This window comes from Gluconobacter sp. Dm-62, from assembly GCF_018256155.1.
Lineage (GTDB): Bacteria > Pseudomonadota > Alphaproteobacteria > Acetobacterales > Acetobacteraceae > Gluconobacter.
Window position 1 is genome coordinate 93,838 of the sequence record NZ_JAERLY010000008.1, and the last position, 24,304, is coordinate 118,141.

The 24,304-nt window shown below is 58.6% G+C and carries 15 protein-coding genes; 10 read left to right on the forward strand and 5 right to left on the reverse strand.

The features are described 5' to 3' along the window. Position 1: 1 nt before the first annotated feature. From JK202_RS09880 to JK202_RS09895, 4 genes are read right to left on the reverse strand one after another with little or no spacing between them, the layout of a single operon-like run. The gene (locus tag JK202_RS09880; protein WP_211560609.1) at positions 2-379 is read right to left on the reverse strand and encodes a prepilin-type N-terminal cleavage/methylation domain-containing protein; all 378 of its coding nucleotides are present in this window, start codon (positions 377-379) and stop codon (positions 2-4) included. Further along, a complete protein-coding gene (locus tag JK202_RS09885; RefSeq protein WP_211560613.1) occupies positions 369-788 on the reverse strand; it encodes a prepilin-type N-terminal cleavage/methylation domain-containing protein in 420 nt (139 codons plus the stop codon). Before JK202_RS09885 ends, JK202_RS09880 begins: the two co-directional genes overlap by 11 nt. Beyond that, positions 778-2,013: a type II secretion system F family protein gene (locus JK202_RS09890; protein WP_211560616.1), complete on the reverse strand. Its 1,236-nt coding sequence runs from the start codon at positions 2,011-2,013 to the stop codon at positions 778-780. The genes JK202_RS09885 and JK202_RS09890 overlap by 11 nt, the downstream gene beginning before the upstream one ends. Continuing rightward, a complete protein-coding gene (locus JK202_RS09895) occupies positions 2,010-3,737 on the reverse strand; it encodes a GspE/PulE family protein (RefSeq protein WP_211560617.1) in 1,728 nt (575 codons plus the stop codon). Before JK202_RS09895 ends, JK202_RS09890 begins: the two co-directional genes overlap by 4 nt. Before the next feature lie 80 nt (positions 3,738-3,817). On the opposite strand from JK202_RS09895, the gene JK202_RS09900 reads away from it, so the two are divergent. The 9 genes from JK202_RS09900 (at position 3,818) to JK202_RS09940 (ending at position 22,798) form a co-directional block, all read left to right on the forward strand. Beyond that, the gene (locus JK202_RS09900; protein ID WP_211560619.1) at positions 3,818-4,567 is read left to right on the forward strand and encodes an A24 family peptidase; all 750 of its coding nucleotides are present in this window, start codon (positions 3,818-3,820) and stop codon (positions 4,565-4,567) included. 132 nt (positions 4,568-4,699) lie between these two features. Continuing rightward, positions 4,700-5,764, forward strand: a complete 1,065-nt coding sequence (locus tag JK202_RS09905) for a PilN domain-containing protein (protein ID WP_211560621.1) — start codon at positions 4,700-4,702, stop codon at positions 5,762-5,764. Then, positions 5,761-6,387 carry a type II secretion system protein GspM gene (gene gspM / locus JK202_RS09910; RefSeq protein WP_211560623.1) on the forward strand — a complete coding sequence of 209 codons (627 nt, stop codon included), beginning with the start codon at positions 5,761-5,763 and terminating at the stop codon, positions 6,385-6,387. The genes JK202_RS09905 and gspM overlap by 4 nt, the downstream gene beginning before the upstream one ends. After that, positions 6,384-8,714: a type II secretion system secretin GspD gene (gspD, locus tag JK202_RS09915; protein ID WP_211560624.1), complete on the forward strand. Its 2,331-nt coding sequence runs from the start codon at positions 6,384-6,386 to the stop codon at positions 8,712-8,714. The genes gspM and gspD overlap by 4 nt, the downstream gene beginning before the upstream one ends. Beyond that, the gene (locus JK202_RS09920; protein WP_211560626.1) at positions 8,711-9,571 is read left to right on the forward strand and encodes a type II secretion system protein GspK; all 861 of its coding nucleotides are present in this window, start codon (positions 8,711-8,713) and stop codon (positions 9,569-9,571) included. Before gspD ends, JK202_RS09920 begins: the two co-directional genes overlap by 4 nt. Before the next feature lie 153 nt (positions 9,572-9,724). Next, positions 9,725-11,857: a phosphocholine-specific phospholipase C gene (locus JK202_RS09925; RefSeq protein WP_211560628.1), complete on the forward strand. Its 2,133-nt coding sequence runs from the start codon at positions 9,725-9,727 to the stop codon at positions 11,855-11,857. Positions 11,858-12,021: 164 nt separating this feature from the next. Next, positions 12,022-19,002, forward strand: coding sequence for a Hint domain-containing protein (locus JK202_RS09930; protein WP_211560630.1), 6,981 nt, complete (start codon positions 12,022-12,024; stop codon positions 19,000-19,002). Between the two features lie 38 nt (positions 19,003-19,040). Continuing rightward, positions 19,041-20,972, forward strand: a complete 1,932-nt coding sequence (locus tag JK202_RS09935; RefSeq protein ID WP_211560631.1) for a glycosyltransferase — start codon at positions 19,041-19,043, stop codon at positions 20,970-20,972. Positions 20,973-21,166: 194 nt separating this feature from the next. Next, a complete protein-coding gene (locus JK202_RS09940; RefSeq protein WP_249199915.1) occupies positions 21,167-22,798 on the forward strand; it encodes a phospholipase C in 1,632 nt (543 codons plus the stop codon). Between the two features lie 144 nt (positions 22,799-22,942). Here JK202_RS09940 and JK202_RS09945 read toward each other — a convergent pair whose 3' ends face one another. Next, positions 22,943-23,353, reverse strand: a complete 411-nt coding sequence (locus JK202_RS09945) for a lytic transglycosylase domain-containing protein (RefSeq protein ID WP_211560634.1) — start codon at positions 23,351-23,353, stop codon at positions 22,943-22,945. A 93-nt stretch (positions 23,354-23,446) separates the two neighbouring features. Between JK202_RS09945 and gspG the strand changes: the two genes are divergently transcribed. Then, on the forward strand, positions 23,447-23,893 hold the full coding sequence (gene gspG / locus JK202_RS09950; RefSeq protein ID WP_211560637.1) for a type II secretion system major pseudopilin GspG: 447 nt from the start codon (positions 23,447-23,449) through the stop codon (positions 23,891-23,893). Positions 23,894-24,304: the final 411 nt, after the last annotated feature.

Consider the following 24,304-nt stretch of genomic DNA (forward strand, 5'->3'; position numbering starts at 1 on the left):
CTCAAGACGGCGCAGCCGGAGCAAATCGGCGGCCAGTCAACCGGACATGACCTCCCAGCCCCCAGAACACATCTGAAGAAATCGAGAAAAATCCTGTCAGCCGCCCGTTGACCGGAATTAACGCGATCTGGTGTGTCTCGATCTGCCATCGCAGGCCATCGCGCATCTCGCCTTCATGTGTTCCCTGCATCGGGTGTGAAACGGCCATTGCAGTATCAAGCTGTGAATGGGCCACTTCAAGCGCTTCCTGCCGGTGGGAAAGCCGGGCTGAACCGTCCAGCGCGCTGCCAAGACTGAGCATGAGCACCGCCAGAGCCGCCGAGGCAATTGCGATGGCAATGATCGTTTCGAGGAGGGTAAAGCCTCTCTCACGCACCATCCGCGAGAATCCTTCCGGTCAGCGGGCTGACTGCGAAAACAGCCGTGAGTGCATCGCAGCTTACGCGCCAGGGTCCTCCCGCTCCGGTGCCATCTGGCGCAAAATGCATCGGGATCGACGCACTGACTGTTACGCCCCGCCCGATCGGGACCGTTCGCAGCATGCCGGGACCAGCGCTTTCAATGATTGCCTGACGGGCGGCGTCCACCTGCACAACGATGTGTTCGCCGCGTGTCTGTGCATCCAGCCGTGCCGTCCGCAGTTCCGAGAGAACAGCATTACGGCTGCTGAGAAAAGTCGCGCGTGAACTGCGAAGAGGGCCATGCTGCAGGATCAGGCCCAGCAGAAGCCCTGCGACGACTAGCACGACGATCATCTCGATGAGAGTGAATCCGGCTTCATTTCGCAAGGTCGTTCAATCCCAGCATTGCAAGCAGCAGCGCAGAGACGATCCCGGCCACGATCGCACCCATGACGATCGTGATCGCAGGGACCAGCAACGCGACCAGTCGCTGCAACCCGACCTGCGCCGCGGTTTCGTGCAGGCCTGCCGCCCGCAGGCAGAGCGGGCCAAGCTGCGCCGTTTCCTCGCCCAGACGCATCAGATGGATCGTCCGCGCCGGGAACACGTGTTCTGCATCCAGAGGGCGTGACAGTCCGCCACCTTCGCGGACACCACGCTCAGCCATCCTGATGGCATGTCGCCCGGCAAGATTGCCAACCACGGCTTCACAGATCCGCAATGCACCCAGCAGCGGTACTCCGTTTTCGAGCAGCGTGCCCAGCGTGCGTGTCAGTTGCGCTGCCATGACATCGCGTGCCAGCCCCCCAAGAACGGGTACGCGCAGAATGACACGATCCACCGCCAGCCGGATGACGGGGCGCGCCAGCAGGAGACGGCCCGCGAGAGTGGCCAGAAGTCCTGTCACAAACAGGGCCCAGCCCCATTGGGCCAGAAAATCACCGGCCGCGATGACGACCCGTGTCGCAAGCGGAAGCTGGGCACCCGCATCCTGAAAGAGGGGGACGAACTGGGGCAGGATTTCCGTCAGCAACATGATGACAGCGCCGACGGACGCCACCACCAGAATCGCCGGATAGATCAGGGCAGAGTGTATGGATGACGCAAGCTCGCGCTCGCGCTCCATGAGCGCGGCCAGACGATCGAGCGCCATGCCAAGCGCACCGCCTGCTTCTCCGGCCCGAACGAGACCGACATAGAGCGGCGGAAACGTCTCGGGCCGTGTTGCCAGCGCGGCAGCAAATGCCCCGCCACCGCGCATCGCATCGCGAAGCTGTTCGATCATCGCGCGCTGGCGGCTGTTGCGCAGGGTCTCGACCAGAAAACGCATGGCCCGGTCCAGCTCGAGACCCGCCCCGAGCATGAGCGAGAGTTCGCGCGTGATGTCAGTAACTTCAGAGCGCGTCAGCCCTGAGCGTCGCCACGAGATAGCAGGAAGCCGAAGCCAGGGACGATAACCGGAACCACGTTCAAGGCGGATTGGAACCAGTCCCGCACGGCGTAACGACAGGATAACCTGCTCTTCACTGGCACCATCGGCGCGGCCGTGCTGGACCACTCCCTCCGGGGAAAGCGCCGTGTAACGCCACGCATTTCCCTGTTGTGCACTCATCCTTCATCTGCGGGGCGAACGATCCGCACCACTTCTTCGATCGTCGTTTCTCCGGCGATGGCAGCGGCGATGCCGTTATGAAACAGTGTCCGCATGCCTTCGGCAACCGCCTGACGCTCAATCGCGCTGTCATCTGCTCGGTCAAGAATGAGGCGCGTGATGGCGGGGGAAGGCGCAAGATATTCCGCGATTGCCAGTCGGCCGCGATAGCCCGTATGCCGACATTCCGGACAACCGACGGCATGCCACAGGCGGGATGCATCGCCATCGCTTATCCCGAGCCGTGCCCCCAGTGCGGGATCAAGGGCCAGCGGTGTGCGGCAGGAATGACAGAGCCGGCGCACGAGCCGCTGGGCCAGGACGCCGCGTAAAACAGCCGTCTGCAGATAGTCTTCCAGCCCCATGTCCCGAAGTCGGGTCACAGCCGCCGCGGCAGAATTCGTATGAAGCGTCGAGAGCACCAGATGCCCGGTCAGGGCAGCCTGCGCTGCAATCTGTGCCGTTTCCAGATCGCGGATTTCACCGACCATGATGACGTCGGGATCCTGACGCAGGATCGCACGCAGAAGCGTTGCAAAGGTAAGGCCGATCTGCGGGCGGATCTGGATCTGGTTGATCCCTGCAAGCTGATATTCGATCGGATCTTCGATCGTGATGACCTTGCGCTGGTCCACCTTGATGCCGGCAAGGCCTGTGTAGAGCGTTGTCGTTTTGCCGCTTCCTGTCGGTCCAGTGACGAGTACAATCCCGTTTGGCTCCTCAAGCGCAGCGCGAAACCGTGTGGCGACCTCCCCGTCGAGCCCGAGCCGACTGTAGTCGAACGAGGATGTTCCCCGATCCAGCACACGCATCACCACGGATTCCCCATGAAGTGACGGAATGCTGGAAACACGGAAATCGACAGAATGCCCGCGCACCGCGAGCTTGATACGCCCATCCTGAGGCAGGCGTCTTTCCGCAATGTCGAGCCGTGCCATGATCTTCACGCGGGAAATAACCGCAGAGGTAAGCCGCGCCGGCTGACTGTCCACTTCATGCAGGACGCCATCATAGCGGTAGCGCACCCGTAGTCTGTCCTCGTAAGGCTCCAGATGGATATCAGAAGCATGGGTTTCCACGGCGCGGAAAATGATCTGGTTAACGAGACGGATTACGGGCGCTTCGCTGGCGAGATCCTTCAGGCGATCCGCATCTTCTTCAAGGGGCTCATCTGCAGAAGCTGCGTCTGCCTCATCTTCAGGCGTTGACGACCCCTCAGGATAAAGGCGTGTGAGAGCCGCTTCGAGATCGACAGGAAGCACGGCAAGAGGACGGACCTTCAACCCGACTGCGAGCGAAACAGCCGAAACAATGAAATCATCAAGGGGGTTCGCCATCGCAAGTGGAAGCGTGTCCCCTTCGGGCGGCAAGGGGAGCGCGCGTGTCTGTCGCAGAAAGGCGGCTCCAAGGCGTTCGGGCAGAACGGCGTCTTCCAGCGCGGCAAGACGCGGCGCACAGACAGCGTCATAACCCGTGAGCGAAGCATAGGCAGCGGTCAGCGCGCCTTCGCTCACCAGTCCGAGCTGAAGCAGAACGATCGGAAGAGACTGCGCGTTCTCCTGTGCCACACGCCGCGCCCGGTCGATCGTGACACTGTCACACACTCCGCGTGTGATCAGGGTTTCCGCCAGAAGCGTATCGGCGGCTTCGGCATCCGCAGGCTCAGGGAAGACGGCAAAGTTCATGATTCAGTCACTTGCCACCCCAGGGCGGGTCCGTCAGAACGCCACTCACGTACAGGATTGTCCGGGAGTGTCCGAGCGAGATGGAATGGGTTGTCGTACTGTTCGCTCCGGTCATTGGCAGCTTTCTTGGCGTCCTGATTCGTCGCCTTCCACGGAAGGCTCCAATCGTTGTCGCCAGGTCGTGCTGTGAAACCTGTGGTAAGGCCCTTGAACCGCGCGACCTTGTTCCGCTGCTGAGCTTTGTTCTCCAGCGCGGACGATGCCGGTTCTGCGGCTCCCACATTGATCCTTTCCATCCCGCCATCGAACTCGCGGCCATGGCGGTTGCGGTCTCTGCCCTCGCTGTCAGGGGGACGGGCGATCCGGCAGTGTGGTGGGATGTTGCGCTCGGATGGACACTGCTGACATTGGCCTGGATCGACGCAGAAAGCCTGCGTCTGCCAGATGTCCTGACATTGCCTCTCCTGCTCGCCGGGCTGTGCGAAGGGGGTTTGTCCCCCGACGGGCTGACACTGCTCAACCGCACTGCGGCAGCGCTTGCCGGATGGGGCGGTCTGGCTGGTATTGCGTTTCTGTACCGCCGTATCAGACACAGGGCGGGACTGGGCGGTGGGGATGCGAAACTTCTGGCCGCCGGGGGAGCGTGGGTGGGCCTTGAAGCCATTCCAAACGTACTGCTGGGAGCAGCCTGCTGCGGGCTTGTTCTGGCCGTCATCCTTGCGCGTGGAAAAAAACGCAATCTTGCCATGACGACCATGATTCCCTTCGGTCCATGCCTTGCGCTGGCCATCTGGGCAGTCCGCCTCGGCCAGATCGCGATCGGGAATTAGGAATGAAAAATCCATCTTGTTTCGCAGGATAAACGCTCTCGTGCCCGCGCCAAGCCCGCCCGCGACACTCTCATAAAACCTTCACAAAAACCCGTTCGTCAGCGTCGTGTCCGCAATGATAAGGTTTCGTTCATGCTTTCCGTCAGCCACTTCGGGCACTGGTGGGCCGCCCGCATGGCAGAGATCGTGCGATCGCTCGCCGTCCGGTCTGTTCCCGAGTCATTGCGCACCCAGATCCATGCCATGCTTGCGCGGCGGCACCGTCCTGTATTGGTCCTGAACCCTGAAAACGGAACACTAACCCTTCTGCCCAGATCCGCGGATGACCAGCCGGAAATAGTCACGTTCGATCTCGATGGCCTCAGGACGTTACGCACCAGACTGGCATCCGGATTCAGACGACAGCGACCGATTGCCGCGCGGATCCTGATTCCGGGTCTGATGATCCTGCGGCGGGTCGTGCGCGTTCCACTCGCAGCCCGCGCCCAGGCGACGTCCTTCATCGGTTTTCAGATCGACCGCATCACTCCTTTTCCACGTGACGAACTGCTGTGGAGCGTTACTCCAACGGCTGGCACATCTCCGAAGGACGGAAGTCTCGACCTGACGCTGACGCCACGTGCTCCGGTTGATCCATGGCTGGAGGCCCTGCGCGCGGGCGGGATCAGACCCGTCAGTCTGACGGCTGCGGAAGGACCACACGCCGCAGTCATCGCGCTCGAACCTGTTGCCCGTTTTGCCTCGCGAACGCGCATGATGGTTGTGGCGTCAATCGTCATGACCATCGTGGCGTTGCCATTCCTGCAACAGCTCTATGTGGCGCACCGTCTGGACACCAAAATCAATACGCTTTCCGGCGACCGTCTCCTCGCCGAGAAATTACGCAAGCGACTGGACGCCCTTACCAGTGGCGCTGCGATTATTGACCGGGAAGCCCGTCAGCATGGGACGGTACTGGCCGTTCTGAGTGATCTGACGGACGCATTGCCTGACGATACGTATCTGGATGCCCTGACATGGAAAGCCGGCCAGCTTTCCATCGACGGTCAGTCGGGAGAAGCGTCGCACCTCATCACCCTTCTTGGCAGGACCCACACGATTCATACGCCGGGCTTCACCGGGCCGGTGCTGCACCTTCCCAACCAGCGTGCTGACAGCTTTTCCATTCATGCGACAACCGAAGACGGGGTGCCATGAGCGCTGCCGGTGTTCCTGCGTCCCGGAGCAGCCTTGGCGAACGTATGCTGGCTCTGGGGGTTTCAGCGACAGGACTGCTCGTTGTTGTTCTCGTCCTGTCACCTCTTGTCAGTGCCTACCGGAATGAAGGCCGATCCATTGAAGACCAGCGGATGGTCCTTGAGCACACCCGGGCACTGATAGCGCAGCTGCCCGCACTCAAGGCGCGGTACAAAAAAGCCCGCGTAGCAGATACCGGAAGCAGTTTCCTGCTTCCCGGCAGCAGCGATGCCGAATCTGGCGCCCTGCTGGTGCAGACGGTTCAGGCCATCGCCGCGCGTCATGCCATTGAATTTTCCAGTCAGGAAACGCTCCCCGTTCATCGCGTCGGACAGTTCAACGCAATCGGCGTGCGGATCGCTTTCGCAGCGCCCTGGGTCTCGTTTGTGGCCCTGATGAATGACGTGGGCCATGCCACTCCCCGCCTTCTTGCGGACGACCTGTCTGTGCAGCGGGCACATGCTGCGGCGGACGGCGCAGCGCAAGGCACGGATGCTGTCGAAATCAGTCTCGTTGTGACTGGCTTTCGCCCCGATATGACGAAAGCCGGAGAAAGCCCGGCAAAGGATGATACTTCATTATGACATTCCAGACGTCGGGTTTCAGACGATCCGCCAGCGCGCCGCACAGCCGCGTTGCGATCATGGGGCTCTTTGCTGCTCTTGAAGCCGTGTCGGGGTGCAGTTCCCGGCCAACGCAGCTTTCTCCCCTGCCGCCGGCCAATGTGCATGCACAGGCCACACCGCGCATCAATGCGGCACTCGGCTCGCCGGTATCGGATACGGGCTTTACCCGGCTGGGCTCGGGGACTGTCCGTGTCACCCCGAGTGGTGAACGCGGCGCGGGAGACATTTCCCTGGCATTTTCGGGGACGGACATTCACGCTGTTACTGAAGAGATCCTGGGCTCGCTTCTGCATGTAAACTACACCATTGATGCCGGAGTTCAGGGAACAGCCACCCTGCATACGGCGCAGCCTCTTCGGCGGGACCAGCTTATTCCCACGCTGAAGGTCCTCCTGTCCGGTGCCGGTGCTGCGCTGGTGATCGAAGATGGTCTTTACCGGGTCGTTTCTCTGGGGCACGGCGGTCCGGCAGGCGCATCTGCCGCGCAGGGCGAAGTTGTTATTCCCATGCGCTATGCCAATGCCGACAGCGTCGCGCGACTGGTTCAGCGCGTTGTCACGAATGATGCGCGTGTCGTCGCTGACCCCGCCAGCAATACGATTGTCATTTCCGGTGATGTAGAAAAACGCGCCACGCTGGCCGAACTGGTGCGCAGCTTCGACACTGATGCTTTCGCCGGGCAGTCCTATGCTCTTCTTCCCGCCGGGAACGGTACGGCCGCGGAACTGGCGGGGGCGCTACAATCCGCTCTTGGTCTCAAGGAAGGCGAAAGCACGCACACCACGGCGAACACGCCGGTTCAGATTTTCCCGATGCCGAGCATTGATTCCATTCTCGTGGTTGCCCGTCAGCCGCGTCAGATTCAGGATGTCCGAAGGGCATTTTCGGTCATCGAAGCGGCGCGTCGCCAGAAAACCCGGAGCTGGAATGTTGTCTATCTCCAGAACGGGCGTGCCAATGACGTAGCCTATGTTCTGCAGCAGGCCTTCACGCCCAATCACGTCACGGCCACGCCGACGCCGATTTCACAGATTCCTGCTGGAATGACGTCGTCCAACAATAACAGCGGTAGCAGCAGTTCCGGCAGCTTCGGGAATATGTCTGGCGCGTCCGGTATCGGATCCAGCAGTTCCGGGGGCAGTTCCTCATTTTTCGGAAATTCGAGTGGTGGAACCAGTGGCGGAGGCAGCAGCTCTCTGTTCCAGAATGGTGCGCAGTCGCAGGGGAGCGGTCAGAGCGACGGGATCAGTAATAATCCGCTTCTGGCGGGACTTGGAAACATGGGCCAGAGCGGTCACACCGAGCCGCTGATCCGGATCATTCCGGACATGCAGAACAATTCCATTCTCGTCTATGGAACGCAGGCCGAAGCGGAGACCGTGTCGGCCATGCTGCGCAAAATCGATATCACGCCGGTGCAGGTGCGTGTTGATGTCACGGTCGCGGAAGTGCAGCTGAATGATGCGCTGCAATATGGAACGCAGTTCTTTTTCAAGTCAGGCGGCGTCAACGGCATACTCAGTGGCGCACAGCAGACGGTCAGCGGGACACTTGCGTCGTCCCAGCTTTCCAGCAGCTTTCCCGGTTTTGTCATCGGTGGCAGTTCCCAGGGCGGCGCGCCGTTTGTCATTGATGCGCTGCAGAATGTCACGACGGTCCGCGTTCTTTCGACGCCACAGCTCATGGTTATTGATAACCAGCCGGCGTCGCTGATGGTGGGTAATCTCGTGCCCTATCTGACCGGAACAACCACCAGCGCAGTCACTTCAGACTCCACCATAACGAACAGCGTCAGCTATCAGCCGACAGGTGTCATTCTTCAGGTGACACCGCATGTAAGCAATACGGGGCTCGTGACGCTGGATGTTTCACAGCAGGTCAGTTCAGTCTCGGCATCCGGTTCCACTGCGATCAGTAGTCCGACTTTCTCGGAGCGGCAGGTGACATCGCGTGTCGCCATCGAAGATGGACAGACCGTGGGACTTGCCGGTCTCATCAGTGAGAATGCATCCCGCAACAGCGCGGGTATTCCGTGGCTGAAAGATATTCCGGTACTGGGCTTTCTGGGGAGCACACAGAACAATACACGCGTGCGCACGGAACTGCTCGTGATGATCACGCCGCATGTCATCCATAATCAGGATGAGGCGCGCGCAATGACGGAGGATCTTCGTCACAATCTCCAGCAGGCCGCCGTGGTTGCTCCGGAACTTTATGCGACACAGCCCACAGGATCTGCCGATCCGCAACGCCGTGTTCTGCATGCGGTCGGGCTGAACGATTGACGGTTCGTCCCCGTGACGGAGGGTTCGCCCTGCTCATCGTCCTGTGGACGGTCGGACTGCTTTCACTGATCGTGACGGCGACGATTGCGGCCAGCCATTCGGCAACAGAACGTGCGCAGTCGGATACCGCCCTGGTCCAGGCACAGGTTCTGGCTGATGCCGCAATTGAGACGGCCCTGATGCACCTTCTGAGCAGTGGCCCCATGCACTGGGCTCCGGACGGCCAGACACATGTTCTCAGCATGGCGGATGTTGATGTTCCGGACTTCGTGCTTACAGCCCGTATTGTTGCTGAAACGGACCTTCTCAACCCCAATGTCGCACCCGCCCCATTGATGCGAGCGGTGCTGGAAACACTCCATGTGGGTGGCGAGGACGCAGATCGTATCGCCAAATTAATGGTTCTGTGGCGCAAACCGGTGTCATCTTTTCAGAAAGGTGGAAGAGACGGAATGCTGTTACCCGCAGGCGCTCCCCCTGGCTGTCATCCCCTTGGACGGTCATTCCGGACGATTGATGATCTTGCCACCGTTCCCGGGCTGATACCGCCACTGATCGAGGCACTTGCTCCACATCTTTCATTTACCCAGACGGTTCCGCCTACTCCTTTGACGCGAGACCCTCTCCTGAGAATGGCCTTCCAGAAAATTTCAGGATCGAAATCGCAACAAAACTTACGCGCTCCTACGGGGCCAGGGCATGGGCACGATGATCCGGCTGTTATTGTCGAGACACATGTCACAAAATCAGGACAGGTGAGTGTTACAAGGCGCGCCGTGGCTACCCGTAATATCGGAATGATGCCCCCGTTCATCATTCGCTCAATCGAAACGGTCGAGCAAACAAATCCCCGATAATCTGCGAAATAGAAGGTTGTTTCTGTTCGGGTACCTTTCTTTACAGTTTAAAGAAATGAATTCCCAATGTCATAATAGGTTAATAAATCTATAATACTACGGGTGACATCGCTCCGCTATTAACAGCCCAATTGTTAGTGAAGGAGTTGGGTTTTGGTTAAGTCGAATCGCAGAAACTTCATAAAGACTGCTACCGCAGGTATTGCAATGACGGGTGCTGGCGGCATCATGGGAAGTATTAACAAAGCTCTCGCGGTTCCGGCGAATAATGCCACCAAGTCCATCATGGACGTTGAGCACATTATCTTCGTCATGCAGGAAAACCGTTCATTCGATCATTATTTCGGAACCCTTCAAGGGGTCCGTGGCTTCAATGATCCCCGTGCGGTGAAGCTGACCAAAACCACTAACGTGTTCCAGCAACCCTATAACGGTTCGTATCTGATGCCTTACCGGCCGGATATCGACGATCTGGGCTCCACATTCCTTGCAGATACGCCCCATGGCTGGGCTGATACCCATGACATGTGGAACCAGGGTTTCTGGGACGGCTGGCCAACTCACAAGGGCCAGAACTGCATGATCCATATGCAGCGGAGCGATATTCCCTATCATATCGGCCTGGCCGATGCCTTCACGATCTGTGACGATTATCACTGCGGCATTCTGAGTTCGACGCACCCTAACCGCAGCTACTGGTTTTCGGGCTGTGTCGGAAATGTTGACGGCAAAACCCCCAATCTTGATGGGACGGGCTCAAGCGGACTGGCCTGGAAATGCTATGCCGAGCGTCTTACCGATGCAGGTGTGAGCTGGGGCCTTTATCAGGACGCTGGCGCAGGCATCGGCTGGAATAACGGCACATTTGGTGTCGGTTTCCCCAATAATAATCCGCTTCAGGGAAACTGGGGCAATATCCAGTTCCTGTTTCATGATGGCGTGCAGAACGCCGCGACGACGTCCACACTGTACCAGAATGCCTGCCGCGCAACGAATATCGCGCAGAACGGCGGTTCCCTTTTCGATCTGTTCCGTCAGGATGTTGAGAACGGCAATCTGCCGTCCGTTTCCTGGTTTGCAGCTCCGGAAGCATATTCCGAACATCCGAACTGGATCCCGCCTTACGGGGCCTGGTACCTGTCCCAGATTGTCGACATTCTCGCCGATAATCCGGATGTGTGGAGCAAGACCGCAATTTTCGTGACATATGACGAAAACGACGGCTTCTTTGATCACGTGGTTTCGCCTACCCCCCCGACACAACCTGGCTGGGGCAAGTCCACAGTCTCCATTGAAAATGAAATTTTCCCGGGGTCCGATACCAATCGTGCCGGTCCGTATGGTGTGGGTCCGCGTGTTCCGATGCTTGTCATCTCGCCCTGGACCCGAGGCGGCCGCGTTAATTCCCAGCTTTTTGATCATACGTCCGGAATTCGTTTCGTAGAATCCCGGTTCATGAATGACCCGTCGGTTCCCAACCCGTCGGCGCTTTACGAAACGAACATCACGCCCTGGCGCCGGGCCGTCTGTGGCGATCTGACATCCGTATTTGATTTCCAGAATCCGAACGAGAACGTCACTTTCAATCTGCCCGATACATCTTCAGACGCGCCGGCGTCATCTTCGCGTTACAGTGACGTCACACCCACGCCTCCGGGTGTTCAGGCGCTTCCTGTTCAGGAAACCGGAACCCGCGTTGCCTGCGCTCTTCCGTATGATCTGCATGTTCAGTGCACGCCATCGGGCAGCAATGGCATGATTGCGCTCGAGTTCATCAATTCCGGTGAGCAGGGCGCTGTTTTCCACGTCCGGGATATCGCACACACAACGCCTCCGCGTTACTTCACGGTCGGTGCCCAGCAGACCCTCAGCGACGAGTGGGTTACGGACGCAGCGGGTGACTATCACCTTGAAATTCATGGTCCGAACGGATTTTTCCGTCAGTTCACCGGCTCTGCGGGAAGCAGCCCGTCACTCGCCAGTGTCGGTATGGTGACGCGTTCAAACCGGGCTGCCCAGTCACTGATTCTCCAGCTGGTCAATCATGGTACGTCCGCTCTGAAGCTGGCCTTCGCTGATGGCTACAAAAAAATCAATCTTCCTGCGGTGAGCATCGCGGCACAAGGCACGCATGCCCTGGTTATTCCGGCTTCCGGAAATTCCGGATGGTACGACATCACAATGACCAGCGCTGCGGACAGTACGTTCGCACTTCAGATTGCGGGTCATCTCGAAAATGGTTCGGCCAGTATCACGGATCCGCTCATGGGCGGACAGGTGAGTTAATAACGAAATCGTAACAATAAGGGGGTTTCGAAAGCTGACTTTTGAAACTCCTGTTCTGCTTTTGCGAAAACAGTTCCCCGATGGGCCGTGAGCCCGGTGTGCATCTCCGCTCCCGCCATCCCAAGCCTCTATTCATAAACTGAAGCCTCGAAAGGTTGCTCATCATGGTTACTGTGGCGTCTGGTTCGACGGCCGTTGTCAGCGCGGGTTCGTCAGAAACCGGTGAAATCATCTCGTCTGGCGGGACGGAAATCGTCTCGTCAGGGGGCGTAAGCCAGCTGGCGTCAGTACAGGCAGGTGGTGTGGAACTCGTCCTTGAGGGGGGTGTCGCCTCAGGCGCGGACGTGAGTGGGACAGAAACGGTCTCGTCCGGCGGCGTGACGTCCGGAGCAATGATCGAGGAAGGTGGGCTGAACACTATACTGGCTTCCGGGTCCGCCACCGAGACCACCCTGATGGCCGGTGGAACGGAAACCGTCGCCGCGGGAGGCATCTCCGAAAACGCAATGCTGATCGAGGATGGGGCGGTAGAACAGGTTAGCGGCGTTCTGCTGTCGGCGGCGATTTACGGCGGAACAGCGGTTATCTCAAGCGGGGGCATTGATAACGCTGCGCAGATTGGCGGTGGCTCAGAGACTGTTCTTTCGGGGGGCACATCTCTCTCAGCCGTACTGACGACGGGGGGAAGCAGCATCATTTCTGCAGGCGGCACCATGATGTCGGCGACTGTAGGAGACGGTGCGACTGACACCGTGCTCTCCGGTGGAATTGCCAGTGCGAACGATGTCCAGTCAGGGGGAACAGAGATCGTTGCAGCCGGTGGTCTGACATCGAATGTGACGGTTGAAAGTGGCGGACTTCTGGATGTCGCTGACGCTTCGGCTGTGGTGTCGGCCAATTTGCAGGTTGGCGCGTCAATCGACATTGAAAATGTCGCATGGACAAGCACGGAGACGGCAACGCTCGCCGGGGATGTCCTGTCGATTAATAGTGACGGATCGGTTGTCTCCGTATTGCTTTCGGGTGAAGCCACGGGTGCACAGGTGACACTCTCTTCTTCTGCGGATGGAAGTGTCCTGGCGACCATCAATGCTGCATCCGGCGCGGGTACGACGGTTCTCTCAGGTCAGACCCTGGTGGTCTCTTCCGGCACGACTGCCAGTGGCGTGACGGTCGCAAGTGGTGGTTCGGCGATTATTGCCGGTACGGTAACGGACATTGATGTGCAGTCCGGGGCCGGTGAACTTGTTCAGGCTGGCGGGACAGCCATCAGTGGGACCATCGAAACGGGGGCGACTGAGAACATCCAGTCCGGAGCAGTTGTCAGCGCGACGACCGTGCAAAGTGGTTCGACGGAAATCCTTGTCAGCGGCGCAACATCCATTGGCGATATGATCGCGTCCGGTGGCTCGGCCGTCATTTCCGCCGGAAGCGTTGTCAGCAATTTTTCGGTGCTGGATGGTGGAAGCGCCTATTTCGGATCAGGAACAAAATTGGTGGCTGCCCAGGGCAGTAACCTGAATATCGTACTGAACTCCGCAGCCGCCGAAGTGGTTTCTTCCGGTGGAACATCTATTTCCACTTTCATCTCGGCTGGCGGGTCCCAGAATGTCCTGTCTGGTGGCGAAAGCATCAGCGCCGCTATTTCGGGACAGGCGTCTTTTGAATATGTGTCTCTCGGCGGGACATCGCTTGACACCGTGATCGATCAGGACGGCGCTCTGTCTGTATCCGCGGGGGGCATTGCCATCAGTGCGACGGACGGTGCCGGAGGGCACGTCTTCCTTAACAGCGGTGCCACATCCATCAGCGCTACCGTCGAAAGCGGCGCCAGCCACTTTAATGTGTCCGGTGGCGCAACTGCCATTGATACGACGATCCTTACGGGTGGCTCTGCCAACATATCCGGTATCGTAATGGATGCGCAAGTTCAGTCTGGCGCGACCATGGTGATCAATCGTGGTGGAACGGCCGTTGACACGCAGGTTGCTTCCGGCGGGGTTCTTTCGTTTGCCGCGGGTGGTGTCGAGCTGGTGTCCGGTGGTTCGGACACGGGCCTCTCCATCGGAAGTGGCGGCACGCAGGTGGTGGTCCAGACCGGAGTGGCAGAAGGCACCGAAGTGGCAAGTGGTGGGCTTCAGGTCGTGTCCAGCGGCGGCGTTGCGAAAGACATGGTCGTTGCCAGTGGCGGCGATCTGCTGGTGTCGGCTGGCGGCACGGCTCTTGAAAGCCTCTCTTCGGCAGGCATCATCAACGCCGTTACACTTGAAAGCGGCGCGATTCTGACAGTCGCGGATGCTTCTGACATCGGTGGTGCGACCCTGCTTTCCGGAGCGATGCTCGATATTTCGGACCTTGCTTATGCAAGCGACGACAGTGTGTCCGTGAATTCTGATGGTGATCTGGTGATCAGCGCGGGCGGTTCTTCAACGACAGTGGCGCTGAACGGCGAAATGAACGCCGCCGCTACTCTGTCCTCCGCAGCAGACGGGAGTGTAATGGTGACAATGACATCCGGATCTCTGGCAGCGGTTTCCGCTGGCGTTACAGAAATTGTGTCCTCCGGCCAGTCCGTTTCGGGAATGGCGGTTCTGTCTGGTGGTACCCAGATTGTCGAGCAGGGCGGCAGTGTCACCAATGCGGACATTGAAGCTGGTGGCACCACGATCCTGTCTTCGGGTGGCGAAAGCATCAGTGCCGTCACGTCCGGCATGGCATCTTTTGAAATCGTCTCTGCCGGTGGTACGGCGACTGACACGATCGCCAATCAGGACGGCTATCTGCAGATCCTTTCCGGCGGTACGGCTGTAAACGCCACGGTCAATTCCGGCGCGCATATCGTCATTAGCAGCGGCGGTGTTGTGGCCGGCGCCACGGTCAATAGCGGTGATTCCCATTTCAGCGTGCTGGGCGGCGCAACGGCGACCAACGTCACACTGAACTCCGGCGCTTCGGCAAACGATGCCGGAGTTACTAGTGTGACCGATGTGAAATCGGGCGCCAGCCTGGTTGTGGACAGTGGCGGCACCGCTTTCAACACCACGATCAACCCCGGAGGCACAGCAACCGTCCTGTCGGGTAGTGAGATGATTTCGGGGTCCCTGCTTGGGGGCGCCAGCAACGTGTCCGCAACGCTGAACGTCTCTGCAAATGCGGTCATCTCCGGCTTTACGGTCAGTGGGGGCTGGACCTACGCCAATATTTCCTCCGGTGGCACTGGAATTGCCACGACAGTGGAGTCCGGAAGCGTTCTCAATGCTTATGCCGGTGGCACCGCGATCGACACCGTTGCTGCTTTGCAGGGACATGTATGGATCCATGGCGGGACTGCGATCGATACGACTGTGCTGAGTGGCGACCACAATTTCACTATCGACACGAATGGCGAAGCAGTTGGTACGGTCGTCAGCTCGGGTGGCACAGGGCTGATTGCCTCGGGCACCGCCGTTAACACAACGGTGCGCACAGGTGGATCGATGCTGTTCAGCGCCGGGATGAAAGAGATCGTTTCGGGCGGTACGGACAGTAACGTCACAATCACGAATGGTGTTACCGCTATCGTTTCTTCCGGAGGCACGGCCCTCGCTGATACGCTCACTTCGGGCGGGACGATGACCGTTCTTGATGGTGGTCTTGCCAGCAACGTCGTGGTGTCCAGCAGCGCGGAAGACATTGTCTCTGCCGGTGGTCAGACCATTGGCGCCACGGTGGCGGCAGGCGGAAGCGAAGTCCTCTCCGGCGGCACCTCGACAAACGCTGTCATCATCGGTTCGGAAACGGTTGGCAATGGCGCCGTTCTGGACAGTGCGGTTCTCAGTGGCGGAAAGGTCTCTGTGACCTCCGGGGGCACGGCGCTGACGATGGATGTCCAGTCCGGCGGAACGGCAAGTGTTGCTTCCGGCGGGGCAATTTCCGGAATTACGATCGAAAATGGAGCCCTTCTTTCTGTGGCCGACCCATCCACAGTCAGCGGCGCGACACTTCTTTCGGGTGCATCCCTGGATCTTGAAAACATGGCGTATGCCAGCGATGCTTCGGTGTCCGTGGACAGCGCAGGCAATCTGGTTGTCAGCGCTGGATCTTCAACACAGACATTTACTCTGACAGACGAAAACAATGCCGCCGCGACCGTTTCCTCGGCAGCCGACGGCAGTGTTCTGGTGACAATGACCTCAGGCGTTCCGGCAACGCTTCTTACAGTTGTCTCGTCGGGCGAAACCCAGACAGTCACATACGGAAAATCGGTTTCGGACGTGACCGTCCTTTCTGGCGGTGTGCAGACTGTGGAGTCTGGAGCGTCTGCGTCGGATACGGCGCTGTATGGCGGGACGGAAGTTCTGACGGGCGGCACGTCGACGGATGGTGCGATCAACGGCGGTACGGAGACGGTTGCTGCTGGTGGTATACTGAGCAATGCGAGCCTTGATGACGGGACGATCGAAATCCAGTCCGGCGGCACGGAAGTGGGGACGCAGAACTTTGGCGGCGCGGAAATGGTGGACGCCGGTGGCTCTGCAGTGTCCGGTACGGTTGAAGGCGGTGCCACGCTGACGGTGTCTTCGGGTGGTTCGGTGACGGCGGAGACGGTGCAGCAGGGCGGGACGCAGATGCTGCTGTCTGGCGCAACATCCCTGAACGATGACATCCAGGCTGGCGGCACGGAGATCGTGGCGTCCGGTGCGGTGGCGTCTGGCGTGACGGTCGAGAGCGGTGGCGTCCTGTTGGCCGCTGACGCTTCCGCCATCACCGGTGCAACGCTGCTGTCGGGTGCGTCTCTTGATCTTGAAAACATGACCTTCACGAGCGATGCGTCCGTGTCGGTGGACGGATCGGGTAATCTGGTTGTCAGCGCCGGGACGTCGGTAGCCAGTATTTCGCTTGGCAATGAGCCGAATGCGGCTGCGACGCTTTCCTCTGCTGCCGATGGCAGCATTCTGGTGACGATGACAGGGGGAGACCTTTCGGTTGTCCCGGGGGGCATCACGCAGACAATTTCTTCCGGCGAAACTGCGGACAGCGTCAGCATCCTTGCGGATGGCGAGCAGATCGTAATGTCTGGCGGATCGGTCAGCAATGCGATGGTGTCGGGCGAGCAGGATCTCCAGTCCGGGGCATCTGAGGAAGCCAGCGTTGTCCTTTCTGGTGGTGTTCAGACTGTGGAGTCTGGAGCATCTGCGTCGGATACGGCGCTGTATGGCGGGACGGAAGTTCTGGCGGGCGGCACATCGACGGATGGTGCGATCAACGGCGGTACGGAGACGGTTGCTGCTGGTGGTGTGCTGAGTAATGCGAGCCTTGATGACGGGACGATCGAAATCCAGTCGGGCGGTACGGAAGTGGGCACGCAGAACTTCGGCGGTGCGGAAACGGTGGACGCCGGTGGCTCTGCAGTGTCCGGTACGGTTGAAGGCGGCGCCACGCTGACGGTGTCTTCGGGTGGTTCGGTGACGGCGGAGGCGGTGCAGCAGGGCGGGACGCAGATGCTGCTGTCTGGCGCAACATCCCTGAATGACGACATCCAGGCTGGTGGCACGGAGATTGTGTCGTCCGGTGCGGTGGCGTCTGGCGTTATAGTTGAAAGTGGTGGTGTCCTGTCGGTCGCCAATGCGTCCGCCATCAACGGTGTAACAGTGATGGCCGGGGGAGCCATCGACCTGACGGGTCTGGCATCTTCCTCTGATGCGACGGCAGAAATTGTTGACGGTACGACGCTCACGATCACGGAAAACGGGACGGCGACCTCAATCGCGTTGCAGGGCTCATATACGGGCGATTACTTCACGCTTCAGAGCGATGAAGCGGGCGGCACGCTTGTGACTCTTGAAGAGGGGACGCCCTGCTATGCGCGCGGCACGCTGATTGCGACAGAAACTGGCGAACGGCCGGTCGAGACCCTGACGATCGGTGACCGTCTCCTTACTCTGAGCGGAGCTCTGCGGCCTGTCCGCTGGATTGGACGCCGGCGTTATGCCCGGCAGTTCGCGGCACGCAATGCCGACGTTCTGCCGGTGATGTTCCGTGCGGGTGCGCTTGGAAGCGGGCTGCCCCGTCGTGATCTGTTCGTCTCTCCACTGCATGCCATGTATCTGGATGGTGCTCTGGTTCCGGCGGTTCAGCTCGTTAATGGCAGCAGTATTGTTCAGGTGAGCGACATTGATGAAGTGTCGTATTTTCACATCGAACTTGAGAGCCACGACATCATCTTTGCGGAGGACACGCCTTCGGAGACCTTTGTGGACGACGACTCACGCGGGATGTTCCATAACGCCAGCGAATATGACGTGCTGTATCCGGATGCGGTGCGCGTGCCAGCAGTCTATTGCGCGCCACGTGTTGAGGAAGGCGAGAGGCTCGAACGCATCCGTGCCCAGCTGAACCTTCTTCCGGCCGTCGGGGCAGATCCGAGCTGCGGTTCCATCGACACGGCAGATCATCACAGGGTTGCAGGCTGGGCTCAGAAAGATTGCATGGGCCTGCCGGTGCGTGTGCAGCTTCTGGATCATGGTGTTGTCATTGCGGAGACAGTTGCGGATCTGCCGCATGATGCCCTTGGCCTTGATTGCGGGTTTGTGTTTGATCTGCCGAACCCGCTGCTGTCGTCGGAGCGGCACATGCTGGAGGTCCGTCGCGCTTCAGACGCGGTGACGCTGGGCAACGGTCCCTGGATGATCGATCTCGTTGAAATCAGCGATGCGGCAGCAGCGGGAGACGTCCCACTCAAAGGGCATATCGACCTTGCGGCGCGGAACCGCTTCAGGGGCTGGGCCTGCAATGGCAGTAATGACGCTGATCCTGTTACCCTTCTGATCCTGGGTAATGGTGTTCTGCTCGCGCGTGTCGTGGCGCGGCAGATGCGTCATGACGTTGCCAGGGCCGGACTTAATGCCGGCCATTGCGGGTTTGATGTCGCCCTGCCGTCACCACTGTCGCCTCTCTCGCGCCATGTGATCGAGATCCGTCGGGAAAGTGATGGAGCTCTGCTGAGCGATACGGTTGTGCTTGAGGCCCTGGAGGTCACTGATCCGGTGGTCACAGCAGCACTGGAACACGAAAAGTCGGGGTCGTTTATGTCAGCTCGGGCTGACCGGCTTGTTCGTCGCCGCCTGGCGGCGGTTCCGGTGGCACGGACAGCTTCTGCGAGCTGAGGCCTCATGGACATGGACTTCGGTTCGGAGTGGACGGCATGACGCACCGTCCACTTCTTGGCTTTATTGACAATATCGACCGTTACCGGGTGCGTGGCTGGGCGCGTGAGGATGGCTCTGCGGAGCCCGTTCTTGTTCAGCTGGTGGATCATGGGGTTGTGCTGGCCGAAAAACAGGCTGATGAACCCCGGCCGGATGCAGGAGGGAATTTCGGTTTCGAGTTTCTGCTGCCCTTTGGGTTGTCGGAAGAGCGGGACCATCACATTGAAGTCCGTCATGCTGCAGACGGATCCCTGATTGGACGAACCCCCTGGGTTCTCGGTGTAGAGGCGCAGCCCTCTTCCCGGACGCTGTCGGGACATATCGATTACATTGATCATGACCGCATTCGGGGCTGGGCGGTCGAGACTGGTGAGGACGGACGCTCTGTCGCGCTTGAAATCTTCGACAATGGCCGCTTGCTGACCAGCGTCATCGCAAACGGGCGTCGGGCTGATGTCGCGGCTGTGGGTCTTGGCGACGGACGCTGCGGGTTTGACATTCTTTTGCCTGCGTCTCTGCCGTCGGACATTCGCCATTCAATTGATATCCGGCGTGCGTCTGACGGTATGCGTCTGGCAGGCAGTCCGGTTGTGCTCGAGCCAGCAGAGGGTCTGAACGACACATTCAGGCAGACGGTTTCGCGTGCAGTAGCAGCCGTGGCGTCTCTGCGCGATCTGGCTGTGCAGGAAGAGGCGCTTGCATTTTTCCGGGATCAGACAGACCGCGTGGCACAGGGGCGCATAGAAACGCTTTCACGGCAGGACGCACGAAAGAAGCAGCGTCAGAAGCGCCGTATGGTAGCGGAAGATATCGGGGAAACCGCCTTCCCCAAAAGAGCGCTGGTGATCGATGCCCGTGTGCCCGTTTCAAACCGGGATGCCGGGTCCTGCGCCGTATTGTCCCATATGCATGGTCTTCGTGAAAATGGATATGAAGTCAGCTTCATGGCGGCTGATGAAATGCATAGGCGCGCTGAGGATTATGATGCCCTGCGTAAGGCAGGTTTTGTTGTCTATCGCTCACCCTATGATACTTCGGTTGAGGACGTTCTGAGAGCGCAGTCGGGAACGTTCGATCTGGTGTATCTGCATCGACAGACGATAGTGTCGCGCTATCTCGCTCTTGTACGCCACATGCAGCCGAAGGCGATGGCGGTCTATTCCGTAGCTGACCTGCACCACATCCGTCTTCAGCGTCAGGGAGAGGTACAGGAGCGGCCGGAGCTGCTGAGTGCCGCCCGTCAGATGCGTCTGCTGGAATGCACATCGGCCTGGATGGCGGATGCGGTCATTACGCATTCAGCAGCTGAAGCCAAATGGTTACAAAAGGCAGTTCCTGAGTCCAAGACCTTCGTTGTGCCATGGCATGTTCCGGTGCGTGGCAGACCGCCTGCGTTCGGGAGAAGAGCTGGCGTGCTTTTCGTCGGGGATTACAGTCATGCGCCCAATCTTGACGCAGCCTACTGGATTCTTGAGGACATTGCGCCACGTCTGCACAAAATTGCACCCCATGTGACCCTGATGCTTGCGGGCAGCAATATGCCAGCATCCCTGGCGGCCAGCAGCACGGAAAATGTCGAGATCATGGGGCACGTTGCTGATCTTTCCGGTCTGCTGGGAAAAATACGGGTCGGCATTGCTCCGTTGCGTTTTGGCGCTGGAGTAAAAGGCAAGGTGCTTGAGTGCCTTGCAGCGTCCGTTCCCTGCATCATGACGCCGATCGCCGCGGAAGGAATATCCCTTCCTCCCGAACTGGACTGTCTTGTCGCGACAGATGTGGAACAGTTTGTTCAGCTTATTGTGCAGTATCATGATGAAGAGGAGGCGTATCGCTCCGCAGCGCAAGTCGCCAGAACGTTTGTTCGGGACAATTATTCCGATGGGGCCGTACAAAATGCCCTTTCTTCTGTCATTAAAACAAAGAAGTAAAATCCGTTCATGTTTCAGTCATGAAGCAATGTGCTGAATTTCTTCGGCAGGACATTTTTTAAATCCTGTATTCATAATTTTTTAATAAAAGTATAACACTGCCTTATCGATAGAACAGTTATTAACAGCATCGTTTTTCACAGCTTGGTCTTGAGTATCCGACCGTAGTGAGGAAAGGTTTTACTGAGGTGTCCATGAATAGCGTACAACGAGCAAAGGCTGGCTTGGCAGTACTCCTGTCAGGCTCCATTCTTCTTCCGTCAGTGGCGCTTGCGGCGTCTTCCTCCGCGGCCGACTCATATGCGACCGCTACTCCCATCAAACATGTGGTCGTGATCTTTCAGGAAAATCGTTCCTTCGATCATTATTTTGGGACTTACCCCAAAGCCGCAAACGTGAGTGGTGAGCCGAGCTTCACGGCACTGGCTGGAACGCCTTACGTCAACAACCTGACCAATGCCAATCTCCTGACGACCAATCCGAATGCAAATTCGGCAAATGGCTCCGGAGCAGCCCTGCCTTTCCGGATCGACCGGACGCAGGCCAATACAGCAGACCAGAATCACAGCTACACGCCGGAGCAGCAGGCTTACGACGGCGGAAAGATGGATCTGTTCCCGAAATATACCGGATCAGCAACATCTGGAAGCTCGGGTGCTTTCGGTACGAAGGGCCAGGTTCTGGGTTATTTTGATGGCAACACGGTCACAGCACTGTGGAATTACGCCCAGCATTACGCAATGAGCGATAATAACTGGACCGACACTTTTGGTCCGTCCACGCCGGGTGCTCTTGAAGTTGTGGCCGGGCAGACTAACGGTCTTCAGCCGATCGCGGGCAGCAAGCTGGGGAGTGCCTACATCAACGATGGCCAGGGCGGATATACCCTGATCAACGACGAAGACCCTGCGTACGACACCTGCTCGACCTCGACGCAGATGCTGATCAACGCCAAGAACATTGGTGATCTGCTGAACGAGAAGGGTATTTCCTGGGGTGGCTTCATGGGCGGCTTCGATCTGACGCTCACGAACGCGAACAGCACCACCGGATGCAGCCGCAGCACGTATTCCGACACTGTCGGCACGCGCACGGATTATATTCCGCATCATGCCTGGTTCCAGTATTTCGCCAGCACGGCCAATCCGACGCATGCCCGCCCGAACTCTACGGCTTCGATCGGTTACAGCACCGTTCCGGGAACCTCGACGCCCGAACCCGCAAATCATCAGTATGATACCGAAGACTTTTACGCTGCCGTAAAGGCCGGGAACTTCCCCGCAGTCTCGTATATCAAGATGCAGGCCTATCAGGACGGTCACCCGGGAAATTCCGATCCGCTTGATGAGCAGAATGGCATCGTCACCCTCGTAAACTTCATTCAGAGCCAGCCGGAATGGGCCAGCACGGCGATTATCATCGACTATGATGACTCGGATGGCTGGTATGATCACGCATTCCAGAAGCCACTGTGGGGTTCGTTCGACAGCACGGCGGACCAGCTCAACGGTGCCGGAATCTGTGGGACCGCAGGCTCAGCTCCGAAAGGCGTGGGCGGCAAAGCCGTCAATGGCCGCTGTGGCCCTGGCACGCGTATCCCGCTCATCGTGATCTCCCCGTATGCCCGCAAGAACTTCGTCAGTCATCGCATCACGAGCCAGGCGTCGGTCGTGCGTTTCATTGAGGACAACTGGCTGAGCGGCAAGCGTCTTGGTGGTGGATCGTTTGATGCGGCTTCGGGCCAGATCAACACGATGTTCGACTTCACACAGACGCCGAACACGACACCTCTGGTTCTGGATCCGGATACGGGTCTCGTTCAGTAAGGCTGGACGCTCCTGGGGAGGATCGTCAGGTTCTCCCTGAAGCGGACAAGGGGCGTGAAATGGCGAAAGCCGTTTCGCGCTTTCTGTCGCTTTGAGGTGCGACGGGTTCTGGTCGTCGCTCGTTCCGTGGACTGCGTTTTGGTTTCAGTTTTCCGTATTGGGAAACAAGGACTGTGCCGCATCCAGAACTTTCTGGCGGTAGCTCTCGTTCAGTGCCGGCGTATGGGAGTGGTAATCACCGATCGCCTGCATGACGTTGCCATGCTCCTGATTGATAAGTGTACGAAGAATGAGAGCCGCAGCAGCGACATTGAAGCAGGAATCGGAAACCAGCCGTGCGGCAGTCTGCGTCTCGGGAAGATGAGCGACAGCCGCGAGAGTCTGTATCCATCGTGTGTTGATCTGCATGATTCCGAGATCGGAGCTGCCATCCTTGTTGGGATGCACCATGCCCACTGCCCCACCTTCGACTCTCTGGATTACGGGAAGCACTCTTGGGGGAAGATCGTAGCGGATTGCACTGGCAATCACGCAGGCAAGAAGAGGGAAGGGCATGGGGTGACGATCTCCAGCGCGCAGGCAAAGCACGGCAGGTCAGAAAAGCTGTCTTATAGTCGGACGTCACATTTGGCGTCGTGTGAGGATTTTATGAAAAAGGTTGAATCCGGTTCAGGCGTAGATGAACGGGAGGGTGGCTTCACCCTGCTCGAGATTCTTGTGGTGCTTGCGATTCTGGCACTGCTCGTAGGCTTGGTGGCGCCAGCAGCGCTCAGGCAGCTTGGTGGCGCGCGCGTTTCAGTTGCCCGCCAGTCCATCGCACGTCTTGGGACGGTGCTGGATCTTTACAAGCTTGATGTCGGCAATTACCCGACAAGCGAAGAAGGTCTTGAAGCACTGATCCACAAGCCTTCCGGCGTGGAAAACTGGAATGGTCCGTATCTGAAGGACGGGAATGCGCCGAAAGATCCCTGGAATCATCAATATACATACCAGTTTCCGTCGTCCCGTGAGGCCCATGATTACGATCTGTGTTCATCGGGCGTACACGGAACAGGAGATGCGTCCCCCGGTCAGGCGGACGCTATCTGTAACTAGGCCGTGTTGACAAAAATTCCATATGATCTGCTTGAGATCTCATTCACTTTTTGGTTGGAGGATAGCACGTGGAGAGAAGATATATGGCGCGAGGCGATGTGACGGATAAGGAATAGGTAATTATTGGCCTGTTTCTGCTGCCTGAGCATGGCCGTTTGGTGCTTCTGTCCGGAGACAGACGCCAGTTTTTCAGTAGCATGCTGCATGTGCTGCGAACCAGTCGCCCGTGACGAGACATACATAGGAACTACGGCAAGTGAGACTCGGTCTATGTCGAGGTCCTGTCGTTGAACTGAATAGGGTGTGAGGGACGTCTTCTTGGCCTTGTTCTCACGGAGGCCAAGTCTCGGATTAAAAGCCACAGAGGTCCTGAGGAAAATACCAGCTTCAAAAGCAGAGCCATGCTGATCA